At 68.7% G+C, this 12,831-nt stretch carries 8 protein-coding genes and 1 pseudogene; 4 read left to right on the top strand and 5 right to left on the bottom strand.

All coding sequences use genetic code 11. The features are described 5' to 3' along the window. Positions 1-96: 96 nt before the first annotated feature. Together E1288_RS15110 and E1288_RS15105 are read left to right on the top strand one after the other, a co-directional pair. Positions 97-837 carry a hypothetical protein gene (locus E1288_RS15110; protein WP_132485474.1) on the top strand — a complete coding sequence of 247 codons (741 nt, stop codon included), beginning with the start codon at positions 97-99 and terminating at the stop codon, positions 835-837. Between the two features lie 128 nt (positions 838-965). Continuing rightward, positions 966-1,452, top strand: a pseudogene (locus E1288_RS15105) (CHAP domain-containing protein). A 65-nt stretch (positions 1,453-1,517) separates the two neighbouring features. On the opposite strand, the gene E1288_RS15100 reads toward E1288_RS15105, so the two are convergent. Continuing rightward, entirely contained in the window at positions 1,518-3,236 is a 1,719-nt protein-coding gene (locus E1288_RS15100) for an IlvD/Edd family dehydratase (protein WP_132485470.1), read from the bottom strand. 213 nt (positions 3,237-3,449) lie between these two features. Between E1288_RS15100 and E1288_RS15095 the strand changes: the two genes are divergently transcribed. Then, entirely contained in the window at positions 3,450-4,799 is a 1,350-nt protein-coding gene (locus tag E1288_RS15095) for an MFS transporter (protein WP_132485468.1), read from the top strand. Between the two features lie 83 nt (positions 4,800-4,882). After that, entirely contained in the window at positions 4,883-8,440 is a 3,558-nt protein-coding gene (gene eccCb / locus E1288_RS15090; protein ID WP_132485466.1) for a type VII secretion protein EccCb, read from the top strand. A gap of 9 nt (positions 8,441-8,449) precedes the next feature. On the opposite strand, the gene E1288_RS15085 is transcribed toward eccCb, so the two are convergent. The 4 genes from E1288_RS15085 to mraZ form a co-directional block, all read right to left on the bottom strand. Beyond that, positions 8,450-10,306, bottom strand: coding sequence for a peptidoglycan D,D-transpeptidase FtsI family protein (locus E1288_RS15085; protein WP_132485464.1), 1,857 nt, complete (start codon positions 10,304-10,306; stop codon positions 8,450-8,452). After that, the gene (locus tag E1288_RS15080; RefSeq protein ID WP_132485462.1) at positions 10,306-11,088 is read right to left on the bottom strand and encodes a hypothetical protein; all 783 of its coding nucleotides are present in this window, start codon (positions 11,086-11,088) and stop codon (positions 10,306-10,308) included. Before E1288_RS15080 ends, E1288_RS15085 begins: the two co-directional genes overlap by 1 nt. 22 nt (positions 11,089-11,110) lie before the next feature. Then, entirely contained in the window at positions 11,111-12,097 is a 987-nt protein-coding gene (gene rsmH / locus E1288_RS15075) for a 16S rRNA (cytosine(1402)-N(4))-methyltransferase RsmH (RefSeq protein ID WP_132485460.1), read from the bottom strand. Between the two features lie 255 nt (positions 12,098-12,352). Beyond that, the gene (mraZ, locus tag E1288_RS15070) at positions 12,353-12,784 is read right to left on the bottom strand and encodes a division/cell wall cluster transcriptional repressor MraZ (protein WP_132485633.1); all 432 of its coding nucleotides are present in this window, start codon (positions 12,782-12,784) and stop codon (positions 12,353-12,355) included. Between the last annotated feature and the right edge of the window lie 47 nt (positions 12,785-12,831).

The following is a 12,831-nucleotide window of genomic DNA, read 5'->3' as shown; positions in this document are numbered from 1 at the left end:
GGGCCAAGGGGACGAGGTTGCAAACCTAGCCAGCGGAAAGATTGAACGAGGAACCCATGAGCGACCTCGGGGTATCTTGTTTGCGCACCTTGCAAGATGCACCTCACACTTGGGAAACCCGTCCTCAAAGAAGATGAAAGCGTCAATTACTATCACCTGGGCCCGAGGAACAACCCGCGCAATCCCACACAGACATTGCTGAACGAATCGCCCTGGAAGTTTCTCGCAGATCACACCGGACATCCACTGGTCATCAGGTTCGATTACGAAGCCGACATGGAGGAAGTCGAGGAAGACGGCACCGAGATCGGCGGGGAGACCGTCGACGACGATATTCCATTCGAGCGATACCTGTTGAACTGGGACGGACTGAACAGGTCCAACTTTGACAGCTTCACGCTTGAGAGCCTCCGCCGGCCGGCAGTGCAAGTCGAGCCGTTCAACTCCAATATCGAACCCACTGCGACCGCCATTCACGTCGACTTGCCCGAATCCGCGCTGAAGCGGTGGCGAAATGAGCGGCACGAACATCCGATTCGTGCGATCGGTGTGAGCGGCACGAGCCGATCGTCCTCGCTGGTGCGGAACCTGGGCCTGCCGAGTCCCCACCTGCTCGACCAGATCGGCGACATCGCCGCCTCACGAGGCGTGCTCGCGCACTTCGAACAACTGTGGACGGAGAATCGGCCGGTAGCGATCGAGCTGCTGCACTCGCTTCCCCGAACGCTCGCCAAGGCACGGAAAACGGGTCGCGTCCTCGCCCAGCACTTCGACCCGCGCATCCGGATCGAGTGCTCCTCCGGGGAGCCGAAGCGAGTCATCCGCGCCGGGGAGTAGCGCGTGGTCCGTCACTGCTGCGGGGGCGACTGTCATCGGCTGTTCAGGTGTTCTTGATGGTGTTCGGCTGCGGAGATCGCTAGCGTCCTTCCCGTTCGTTGGAGATTTTTGCGCTCCGGGAGGACTTCGTGAACAAGAACCGCCTCGTTCGATTAACCAGCGCCTGCGGTGTTGCCGCAGCACTCGTGCTCGCTCCGCTCGCCGCGCCGAGCGTGATCGCCGAACCCGCATCGCGGGCCATACAGATGAGTCCCGGCGACGGCACCGCACAGGGCGCCGTCGAGTGGTTCCAGAAGCACCAGGGCGACACCTCCTACCAGGGGCCTCTGCGAGAAGGCCGTGGAGAACGCCTGGGGCACGACGGGCGTCTGGCCGTCCGCGATCGCGCACTGGCAGGGCGCGGTGCGCGTGGGCAAGGCGCACACCGACGGCTCCACCCCGCCCAAGGGCGCGTTCGTGTACTGGAACATCAGCCAGTACGGGCACGTCGGCATCGCCGACGGCAACGGCGGCATCTACGCGAGCAGCATCGGCGGCAAGATCGGCCATGCCGACAGCGTCTCCTACTTCAAGAACTACCTGGGCTGGAGCGACCCGCAGGTGCCGCGCGGCTGACCACAGTGGACATTCCTGGCCGGTCGCGGGTCTTCCAGGACGCCCCGGAAGACCCGCGACCGCCGTCAATGGCCGTCGCGGGGCACGTAGCTGCCGGACTTGCCGACCAGGAAGTCCAGATCCGCGCCGTCGGACGCCTGCAGCACGTGGTCGTAGTACAGCCGCTGGTAGCCGCGCGGGTACGGGTTGTCGGGATCCTTCCACTCCGCCCGGCGGCGGTTCAGCTCCTCCGCCGGCACCTCCAGGTCGAGGCGGCGGTTCGGCACGTCGATGCTGACGATGTCGCCGGTGCGCACGAATGCCAGCGGGCCGCCCGCGGCAGCCTCCGGCGTGACGTGCAGGATCACCGTGCCGTAGGCCGTGCCGCTCATCCGGCCGTCGGAAATCCGCACGATGTCGTCGAATCCGCGGTCCTGCACCTTCTTCGGCACCGGGACGTTGGCCACCTCCGGCATGCCCGGATAGCCCTTCGGTCCCGCGTTGCGGACGATCAGCACCGTGTTCTCGTCGACGTCGAGATCGTCGTCCTTGCACACCGCGTAGTAGTCGTCGACGTCCTCGAAGACCATTGCCGGGCCGCGGTGCTGCAGCAGCCGGGGCGACGCCGCGGACTGCTTGATCACCGCACCGTCCGGCGCCAGCGAACCGCGCAGCACCGCTGTTCCGGTGCCGACGGCCTGGAACGGCTCGTCGAACGCGGTGATCACCTCTCGGTTGTGCACTTCCGCGCCGGCGATGTTCTCGCCCATCGAGCGGCCGGTGACCGTCACCGCCGAGCGCTCGACCAGGTCGCCGAGTTCCTTCAGCACCGCGGGCAGCCCGCCCGCATAGCAGAAGTCCTCCATCAGGAACTTGCCACTGGGCTGCAGGTTCACCAGCGTCGGCACGTCGCGGGTGTCGGTGTCGAAGTCGTCGACGGTCAGCTCGACGCCGACGCGCTTGGCGATGGCGATCAGGTGCACGACGGCGTTGGTGGAACCGCCGATCGCGGCGTTGGCCCGGATCGCGTTGCGGAACGCGTCGCGGGTGAGCACGTCGGAGGGCTTGAGGTCTTCCTCGACCATCTCGACGATGCGCTGCCCGGTTTGCTGGGCGGCGGCGTAGCGGCGCGCGTCGACGGCCGGCCAGGACGCCGCGTACGGCAGCTGCATGCCGAGCGCCTCGACGATGCAGGCCATCGTGGACGCGGTGCCCATCGTCATGCAGTGCCCGTTGGAGCGGGACATGCAGCCCTCGATGAAGTAGCACTCGTCCTGCGTGATCTTGCCCGCCACGAGGTCGGCCTCGGCCTGCCAGACAGCCGTGCCGGAGCCGATGTCGGTGCCCCTGTACTTGCCGTTGAGCATCGGCCCGCCGGTGAGCATCGCGGTGGGCAGGTCGACGCTGGCCGCCGCCATCAGCAGGCCGGGTGTCGTCTTGTCGCACCCGGACAGCAGCACGACGGCGTCCAGCGGGTTGGCGCGGATGGTCTCCTCGGCCTGCATCGCGAGGAGGTTGCGGTAGAGCATGGTGGTCGGGCGCATGAGTGTCTCGCCCAGCGCCATGTTCGGGAACTCCAGCGGGAAACCGCCCGCCTGCCACACCCCGCGCTTGACCGCCTCGGCGATCCGCTGCTGGTGGGCGTTGCACGGCGCCAGCTCGGACCAGGTGGTGCCGATGCCGATCACCGGGCGGCCGTCGAACACCTCGTCGCTGTAGCCCTGGTTCTTGACCCAGGATCGGGCGGTCATCCCGGCCCGGCCGTGGGCCCCGAACCAACTCGCACTGCGCCGTGGCGTGCTCATGCGTCCTCCTCGTCGAGACCATGGTCTGACCACTGCGACGTAACCAGCTCGCTCGGCCGGGCGCAATAGCCCGGCCCCGACCATCCGCAATCTCGAACAATGGTTGCGATACCGGACGCGCCATTGACGGCCCCGACCAGCAGCCCTACGCTCGTGACCCAAATCACGAACGAAGTTCGATATTTCGAACGCTCACCACCTCAGCGGGGAGGCATGGTGCACACCGGCGAGCGAGCGCCCGACGAGGCGCTCACGACCGCGATCCGGCGGGTCATGGTGCGGCTGCTGCCGTTCCTGTTCTTCATGTACGTGATCGCGTTCCTGGATCGCGTCAACATCGGGTTCGCCAAGCAGGAATTCCAGGCGCACGCGGGGATCTCGGAGGCGGCCTACGCGCTCGGGGCCGGGCTGTTCTTCATCGGGTACGCGCTGTTCGAGGTGCCGAGCAACCTCATCATGACGCGGGTCGGCGCGCGCTGGTGGATGTGCCGGATCATGGTGACCTGGGGCCTGATCTCGGCCGCGATGGCCCTGGTGAACAGCGAGTTCCTGTTCTACCTGCTGCGCTTCCTGCTGGGCGTCGCCGAAGCGGGCTTCTTCCCCGGCGTCATCCTGTACATCACCTACTGGGTGCCACATGCGTACCGGGCGCGCTGCAACGCGCTGTTCTACTTCGGCATCCCGCTCGCCTCGGTGCTCGGCGGCCCGCTCTCCGGGCTGCTGCTGGAACTCGACGGCGCGGCGGGAATCCTGGGCTGGCAGTGGATGTTCGCGGTCGAAGGCCTGATCGCGTGCGTGGTCGGCGTGTGGGCGTACTTCTACCTGGACAACAAGCCGGCCGACGCCAAGTGGCTCTCGCCCTACCAGCGCACCGCCCTGCAGACCGCGGTCGACCGCGAGGCCGAGGCCAAGAAGGCGCACGGCCCGCACCGGATGTGGTCGACCCTGGTGGACCGGCGGGTGCTGTTCTTCTGCCTGATCTACTTCCTGATCCAGTGCAGCGTCTACGGCATGACGTTCTACCTGCCGACGCAGGTGGCCGCCGCCGTGGGCAGCAAGGTCGGCCTGCTGGTCGGTCTGGTGACGGCGATCCCGTGGACCGTGGCGCTGCTGGTGAACATCGCGGTGTCCACCGGCGCGGACCGGCTCGCCCAGCCCAAGAAGCGGTTCGTCGCCGCGGCCTGCGTCGCCACCGGATCCGTCGGCATCGCGGCGTCGGCGTACTTCAGCAGCCCGGTGCTGGCGATCGCGGGCCTGTCGGTGGCCGCCGCCGGGTACATCTCGGTGCAGCCGGTGTTCTGGACGTTCCCGGCGGCGTACCTGACCGGCACGGCTGCGGCGGCCGGCATCGGCCTGATCAACTCGCTGGGCAACCTGGGCGGATTCGTGGCCCCGATCGCGAAGACCTGGATCGAGACCTCCTTCCACTCCCAGACGGCGGGCCTGTACCTGCTGGCGTTCTGCGGCTTCGCGGCGGCGGCGCTGTTCCTGACGCTGTCCCGCTTCAAAGCCCCCGCCGAGGAGATCCAGACCTCACCGAGCAAGACCGGAGGAGCCGCCTGAGGGCGGTCGGTCGAACGACCGTGGTGCGGTAGGCCGCTTGATATACATGGCTTGCCGCATCACGACGTTCAGGGGGACCGTGCATGACCGAGGCGTGGATCCACAACGCCGACCCGGCGGAGCTGTGGAACCTGGGACCGCGCTTGGACATCGACCGGGCCTGGGCGCCGCGCTCGGCGGAGGACCTCTACCGGATCCCGATCGGCGTGGACGAGGCGGGCACCCCGGTGGAGCTCGACTTCAAGGAAGCGGCCCGCGGTGGGATGGGTCCGCACGGCCTGATCATCGGCGGTAGCGGCTCCGGCAGGGGGAGCCTCCTGCGCTCGATCGTGACCGGCCTGATGGCGACGCATTCGCCGGCCGACGTCAACTTCGTGCTTGCCGAGTACATCGCCAGCCCAGCGTTCGGCGACCTCGAGGACGCGCCGCACGTTTCGGCCTTCGCTCCCGACTTGGAGTCCGATGCGGATCTGCTCCGGCGGCTGCGGGACTCGCTGGAAGTCGAGTTGAGCCGCCGCATGGAATTGCTGAGAGCCGTCGGGGCGAAGAACTTCTGGGAATACCGCCAGATGCAGGAGTCCGGCGATCAGCGTTGCCAGGAACCGCTGCCTGCCCTCTTCGTGGTCATGGATGAATTCCTCAGAGTGCTGGAGAAACAGCCGGACTTCGTCGAGATCTTGGTGCGGGTCGGTCGTTTGGGACGTTCTCTGGGCACCCACATGTTGCTGGCCTCGCACCGGCTGGAGCAGGGAGATCTGCGATCTCTCGAACCGTTCCTGCCCTTCCGCGTCGCGCTGAGGACTTTCAACGCCGACGAGTCGCGCATGGTGATCGGAATCCCCGACGCCGGCGAAATACCGAGCGGCACCGGCCGCGGATATCTGCGCACCCCGGACAGCATCGAGCAGTTCAAGACCGCGACTGTGCCCCAAAGCGATTCCGAGAACGAGCTGCTCGCAACCATCCTGGCAGCGATGCGCGACAAAGCCCCTTCGGCGCGACAGATCCTGCCGCCCGAGGCACCGCCGAACCTGGCCGCCGGCCTGTTGAACCTAGGACCGGGCTTCGACGTCGACCGAGCGTGGGCGCCGCGCCCGATCGAGGACCTCTACCGGATCCCGATCGGCGTGGACGAAGCCGGGAATCCGTTCGAGCTCGACCTCAAAGAAGCCGAGCTCGGCGGGATCGGGCCGCACGGCATGATCATCGGCGCGACCGGCTCCGGCAAGTCGGAGCTCCTGCGCACCATCGTCCTCGGCCTGATGGCCACGCATCCGCCGACCGACGTCAACTTCGTGCTCGCAGAGCACATGGGCGCCGCTACTTTCCACGTTTTTGATAACGCACCGCATGTTTCTGCGATCATCCCCAATTTGGCTTTCGATTTCGAGCTACCCAGCAGACTGCAGGACTCGCTGGACGGCGAGTTGAGCCGGCGCGCGGGAGTGCTGGGAGGCGCTGGAGCGAAGGACTTCCGGGAATACCGCCAGATGCGCGAATCCGGCGACCAGCGCTGTCAAGAACCTTTTCCGACGCTGTTCGTGGTGCTGGACGAATTCAGTGAAATGATGTCGCAGCATGCCGATTTCGCCGATCTGCTGCTGCGGATCTGCCGTCTTGGCCCGCCACTGGGCGTCCGTCTGCTGCTGACATCGCAAAGACTTGAAGAAAAAAGGGTTCGCCACCTCGAAGCGTTCCTGTCCTACCGCATCGCGCTGAGGACCTTCAACGCCGCCGAATCTCGCGCAGTGATCGGAGTGCCCGACGCCTGCGACCTGCCGCGTGAGCCGGGCGTCGGATACCTGCGCACTTCCGACGGCATCAGGCAGTTCAAAACGGCATACGTGTCCCGCGGCAAGCCCGAAACCAGCCTCGCCGAAACCACGCTGGCCGAAATGCGCGGCAAGGCCCAGTCGGCGTACCAAATCTGGTTGCCGCCGCTGGACACGCCGCCCACTTTGGACGCTCTGCTTCCCCCGTTTCAGCAAAACGAAGTCCGGGGCTACACGGCGGTTCGCCGCCCAGGAGACCGGCCGCTGCAGGTGCCGATGGGGCTGCTCGACGACCCGTACTTGTGCCGGCAGGACCCGATGGTGCTGGACCTGGACACCCACGGCGCGATCGTGGGCCGGGACGGTTCGGGCAAGTCCACCGCGATGTGCACGCTGATCGCATCGCTGGCGCTGACGCACACGCCACGCGAGGTGCAGTTCTACTGCGTCGACCGCGGCGGAGGTTCGCTGGCGGCGTTCCGGGACCTGCCGCACGTGAGGTCCGTCGTAACCGGACTCGACATCGATGCGGCGCGGCGCGTCACGCTCGAGATGGACGCGCTGCTGGCCCGGCGACAGCGGCTCTTCCAGCAGCTGGGCATCGAGAACATGGCGGAGCTCCGCGAACGCAGGCTGCGCGGTGAGCCCGACCCCGACCCGCACGGCGACGTGTTCCTGCTGATCGACGGATGGAGAACTTTCTACGAAGAATCCGTTCATGTCCCGGCCAATGTGCACCACCTGGCCGAAAGGGGCCTGGCATACGGCATCCACGTGTTCGTCACGGCGAAGCGGTGGTCCGAAATCCGCTCCGGGATGCGGAATCTGCTGGAGACCCGCATCGAGCTGCGGCTCTTCGAATCGGACCGATCGGAGATCGATCCCGAGAGGGCCGCACATGTGCCGCACTCCCAACCAGGCCGCGGCATGCACCCGAGCAAGCAGCACTTCCGCACCGCGCTACCCCGGGTGGACCGCGCGAAGCGGGGCGCTCTGGTGGAAGCCGCCCGGGAAAAGGGGCGGTGGCCCCGTCCGGTGCAGGAGGTCTACCGCGACAGCCACGCCGACGCCGTCGCGGACCTGGTCGACCGCGTGCGGTCCGGCTGGCGCGGATACCCGGCCCCGCCGGTGCACCAGCTGCCGACGGAGCTGCCGTACCGGTTCCCGCCGGCGCACGCCCCGAAGCTGATCCCGCTGGGCATCGGCGAGAAGGCCCTGCAACCGGTGCACCTGGACTTCCGCCGGGAGCCGCACTTCTACGCGATCGGCGAACGCGGATCCGGCCGGACCACGTTGCTGCGGACCATCATCCGCGGCATCACCGAGCGGTACGCGCCGCAGGAAGCGCTGATCCTGCTGGTCGACTACCGGCGCACGCTGCTCGGGTTCCTCACCACCGAGCACCTGGCCGCGTACGTGATCACCCCCGGCCAGCTCAGGAGCCATGTCGAGGACGTGATCCCGGCGCTGCGGAAGCGGATGCCGGGACCGCACGTGACGCAGGAACAGGTACGGAACCGCTCCTGGTGGTCGGGCCCCGACCTGTTCATCGTCGTCGACGACTACGAACTCGTGGCGTCCGGCGGCGAGAACCCGCTCGCGCCGCTGGCGGAGTTCCTGCCGATGGCCGCCAATCTCGGCCTGCACGTCGTGCTGACCCGCGACTCCGCCGGAGCGGGACGCGCGCTGTACGAGCGCTTCATCGCGACACTGCGCGAAACCAACCCGCCGGGGCTGGCGATGAGCGCGAACGCCGATGAAGGCAAGCTGATGGGCACCACGCCCTCCCGCCCGCTCCCGCCGGGCCGGGGAACCCTCGTCAGCCGCCTCGACGGGTACCAGCTGATCCAGACGCCCCTCGTCCCCTGACGTCCGCCGTCAGGGGACCTGGAGGGTCTGGATCGGCGCCTGCTCCTTGGACGGCGGGATCTGGTAGCGCTGGGTGAGGAACGACGCGACTTCGTTGAACAGCGGCGCCGCCGACGAACCGTCCTGCGTCCCGTACGCCGGCTGGTCCAGCATCAGCCCCACCACGAAGCGCGGGTTGTCCGCGGGCACCATCCCGGCGAAGGTGATCCAGTACTTCGACTGGCTGTAGCAGCGGCAAGCCGGGTCGACCTGCTGCGCCGTCCCGGTCTTGCCGGAGACCTGGAAGCCCGGCAGGGCCGCGCCCGGCCCGGTGCCGTCCTGCTCGCGCCCCGGCCCGTTCTGCACCACCGAGCGCAGCATGTCCCGAACCGTGTGCGCCGTCTCAGGGCTGACCACTCGAACGCCCTCCGGGCGCGGTCGCTCCACTCGCGTGCCGTCCGGCCCGGTCTCCGCCGCGATGATCCGCGGCGGCACCCGCACCCCGTCGTTCGCGATCGCCTGGTACATGCCCGCCATCTGCAGCACCGTCATCGAAAGGCCCTGGCCGATCGGCAGGTTCGCGAACGTCGACCCGGACCAGGACTGGCGCGGCGGCAGGCTGCCCGCGCTCTCCCCCGGCAGGCCGCTGCCGGTCACCTGGCCCAGCCCGAACTTCTTGGCCAGGTCGTAGAACCGGTCCTCGCCGAGCTGCTGCGCGACCATCAGGGTGCCGACGTTGGAGGACTTGCCCAGCACGCCGGTGAAGGTCAGCGGCAGCGTGCCGTGCGGCCAGGCGTCGCCGACGGTCCGGTCGGCGACCTTGATGGAGCCCGGCACCTGCAGCACGGTGTCCGGCTTGACGATGCCGTCCTCGATCGCTCCGGCCGCGGTGATCACCTTGCCCACCGAGCCCGGCTCGTAGGGGGTGGTCACCGCCGGATTGCTGTCCGGGCTCTCGCCCCACGACTTGGCGCTCGGGTCGAAGGACTTGTCGTTGGCCAGCGCGTAGATCTCGCCGGTCTTGGCGTCCAGCACCACCGCGCTGGCACTCCTTGCCTGGGCGGTGCGCGCGTAGTCGGCGAGCTGGCGCTGGAGCATGAACTGCAGGTCCGAGTCGATCGTCAGCTGCACGTCGGAGCCCGGGATCGCCGCCTTCAGCTCCCGCTCGGTGCCGGGGATGACCAGGTTCGAATCCCTCGCCGTGTCGGCGATCTTCTCCCCGGCGGTGCCGGCCAGCAGCGAATCCATCGAGGCTTCCAGGCCCATCTGGCCCTGGACCTTCCGCTCATCCGGTCGCCAGTTCGCCGCGCCGATGATGTTCGAGCCCACGTCGCGCGCCGGGTACTCGCGGGTCGCCCGGTACTCGGCCCCGATGTGCGGGTACTTCTCGGTGATCAGGCGCGCCTGGCTCGGATCGATCGGCGGGCCGAAGTAGGTGAACCCGGCGTCCTTGAACAGCGCGTCGAGCACTTCCTGCTCGCTGATCACCCCCGGCAGCACCTGCGCGATGTAGCGGGCGATCTCCCGCTTGTACTGCTCGGAAGTGGGTTTCGCGGGGTTCTTCGCGTGTTCCTCGTCGAAGGTCTTGGTCAGCAGGTTCGGGTTGGCGTAGAGCTGCCGCGATTCACCGCTGAACGCGAGCACGTTCCCGCTGCGGTCCGTGAAGGATCCGCGCTCGGCCGGGATGATCTGCTTGGCCGCCCGCTGCGACTGCGCCTTCTCGGACAGCGCGCTGGCCTCGAACCCCTGCACCTGGATCAGCTTGCCGCCGGTGAGCACCAGAGCGATCACCAGCAGCAACCGGCCGACGAGCAGCCGCCGGTTGCTGCCGGCCACGTTCGTGCGCGCGGTGCGCCGCCGGATGCCGCTGGTCGACCCTCGGGCCATCAGTGGCCCGCCTGCGCGACCTGCTGGTCCGCAGGAGGCTGTTGCGACACCTGGCCTTCCGCCGCCGGAGGCTGCCCGGCCTGCGGCTGCTCCGCCGGGGGCTGCCCGGCCGGCGGCTGCGGCGGAGCGGGCGGCGGCGCGGCGGTGACCTTCTTCGGCTCACCGATGACGGTCACCGAGCCGTCCGGCTGCTGGACGAGGCGGGCGGGCGAAGGCGCCTGCCGCAGACCCGCTTCCTCTGCTCGACGCTGGATCTCCGGCGTCGAGCTCATCGAGCTGACCTCGCTCAGCAACTGCTCCTTGCGCTCGCTCAGCGCGTTGATCTGGTCCTCGCCCTGCTGCAGCCGGTAGCTGCCGCTGACCGCGGCGATGGACAGCCACAACGTCGCGGCCAGCCCGGTGGCCAGCACCGCCATCACCACGACCACCAGCGGCAACCGCGCGAGCGAAACCCGCTCGTGCAGCTGCTTCGCCTTCGCCTTGGGCTTCGGCTTCGCCGCGGGGCGCCGCTCCTCCACGCCCTGCCGCAGCTGGCGCGGCCGCCGGTCGGCGGGCTCCCGCGCCGACCGGTCCCGCCGCTCCTCGCGACGCGCGTAGGCGCGCTCGGCCGCGGCGGACCGCGTCCGCGGCTTCTCGCTCGTCTTCTGCCCCGACTTCTGGGCGGGCTTCTGCCCGGACTTCTTCTGGCTGCTCTTCTGCGCAGTCTTCTGGGCGGCCTGCTGCGTTCGCTCGGCGGAACCCGCCCGCGAAGCGGCTTTGCCGGCACGCGTAGGTGCAGTCATCTCGCCTCCCTCGCCTTGCCGCTCATGCGTTCCCCCGGCCGACCCGCTCCGCGGCCCGCAGCCGCACCGATGCGGCCCTGGGGTTGGCCTCGATCTCCTGCTCACCGGCGAGCTCGGCGCCCCTGGTGAGCAACCGGAATTCCGGTCCGTGGCCCGGCAGTTCCACCGGCAGGTCGACCGGGGTGCGCGACTTCGTCCGGTCGGCGAAGGCCCGCTTGACCATCCGGTCCTCCAGCGAGTGGTAGGACATCACCGCGATCCGACCGCCCACGGCCAGCGAGTCCAGCGCCGCCGGGAGCGCGCGGTCCAGCACGTCGAGCTCGGCGTTGACCTCGATGCGCAGCGCCTGGAAGGTGCGCTTGGCCGGATGCCCGCCGGTGCGCCGGCTCGCCGCCGGCACGGTGTCGTAGAGCAGCTGGACCAGCCGCGCGCTGTTGGTGAACGGCTCCTTCTGGCGTTCCCGGACGATCGCCGCGGCGATCTTGCCCGCGAACTTCTCCTCGCCGTAGGTCCGCAGCACCCGCGCCAGCTCGTCCGCGCTGTAGGTGTTGAGCACGTCCGCGGCGGTGCGCGGCGCGCCCGGGTCCATCCGCATGTCCAGCGGTGCGTCGTGCGCGTAGGCGAAGCCGCGGGCGGTTTCGTCCAGCTGCAGCGAGGAAACCCCGAGGTCGAACAGCGCACCGTCCACTTCGGGCAGTCCGAGGTCGGCGAGCACGTCGGCCCACTCGTCGTACACCGCGTGCACCAGGTGGATCCGGGAGGAGTAGGGCGCGAGCCGCTCACCGGCGAGCCGCAGCGCGTCCGTGTCGCGGTCCAGCCCGACCAGCGTCAGCCCGGGGTGCGCGGCGAGCATCGCCTCGGAGTGCCCGCCCATGCCGAGCGTGGCGTCGACGACCACCGCCCCCTCGCGGGACAACGCGGGCGCGAGCAGCTCCAGCGTCCGTTCGAGCAGCACGGGAACGTGCTTGTCGCGGGCGGATCCACCCTGATCATGCCGCTGTTCGGCCACGGCGGTCCCTCCCTTCCCGCGTGCCCCGTTCCGGTTCGACACCGCGGTCGAATACCGCCGATCGCCACGCGCGAACGGCGCGTGGCGATCTTCGGTAAAGCCCCCTGGTTTTCCGGATCCCGTCAGGTCCCCGCCCGCCCGTCGCGTCCTGGTGCCGGGGAAGATGCACCAGGCATGCGATAGCCGAGCGGACCGAGGCCTCACGAAACCCGGGTCCCTTGCCGTCAACTCCCGCCCCGCCGGTCGGCGGAACGCTCAGAAAACGCCGGGCAACACCTCCTCCTGAGCCTTCGCATAGCCCTCCTCGTGCTCGTCGAGGTAGCTCTGCCACCTCTCCGAGTGCCAGATCTCCAGGCGGTTGATCGCGCCGATGACCACGCACTCCTTGGCCAGCCCGGCATAGCGCCGCAGCTCCGCCGCGATCTTGATCCGGCCCTGCCCGTCCGGCTGCTGCTCGTCGGTGCCGGCGAACAGGTACCGCTGGTAGGCGCGGACCGCCTCGTTGGTGAACGGCGCCTCGGCGACCTTGCGCGCCATCTGCTCGAACTCGTCGCGCGGGAAGACGTAGAGGCAGTGGTCCTGTCCCTTGGTGACCATCAACCCCCCCGCCAATGCTTCCCGGTACTTGGCCGGCAGCGTCAAACGCCCCTTGTCGTCGAGCTTCGGGTGGTGGGTGCCGAGGAACATCCCGGTCCACCTCCCCGCCCAGGCCGCCCGCACGACGGCCCCGGACC

The organism is Saccharopolyspora elongata (genome assembly GCF_004348985.1).
In the GTDB taxonomy this organism is placed as follows: domain Bacteria; phylum Actinomycetota; class Actinomycetes; order Mycobacteriales; family Pseudonocardiaceae; genus Saccharopolyspora; species Saccharopolyspora elongata.
This window is presented reverse-complemented; position numbering and strand designations above follow the sequence as displayed.

What these genes read in the sequence shown, in the direction of transcription:
- E1288_RS15110 (WP_132485474.1), top strand. Translation starts at nt 97, where the DNA reads ATGCACCTCACACTTGGGAAACCCGTCCTCAAAGAAGATGAAAGCGTC.
- E1288_RS15100 (WP_132485470.1), bottom strand. Translation starts at nt 3,236, where the DNA reads ATGAGCACGCCACGGCGCAGTGCGAGTTGGTTCGGGGCCCACGGCCGG.
- E1288_RS15095 (WP_132485468.1), top strand. Translation starts at nt 3,450, where the DNA reads ATGGTGCACACCGGCGAGCGAGCGCCCGACGAGGCGCTCACGACCGCG.
- eccCb (WP_132485466.1), top strand. Translation starts at nt 4,883, where the DNA reads ATGACCGAGGCGTGGATCCACAACGCCGACCCGGCGGAGCTGTGGAAC.
- E1288_RS15085 (WP_132485464.1), bottom strand. Translation starts at nt 10,306, where the DNA reads ATGGCCCGAGGGTCGACCAGCGGCATCCGGCGGCGCACCGCGCGCACG.
- E1288_RS15080 (WP_132485462.1), bottom strand. Translation starts at nt 11,088, where the DNA reads ATGACTGCACCTACGCGTGCCGGCAAAGCCGCTTCGCGGGCGGGTTCC.
- mraZ (WP_132485633.1), bottom strand. Translation starts at nt 12,784, where the DNA reads ATGTTCCTCGGCACCCACCACCCGAAGCTCGACGACAAGGGGCGTTTG.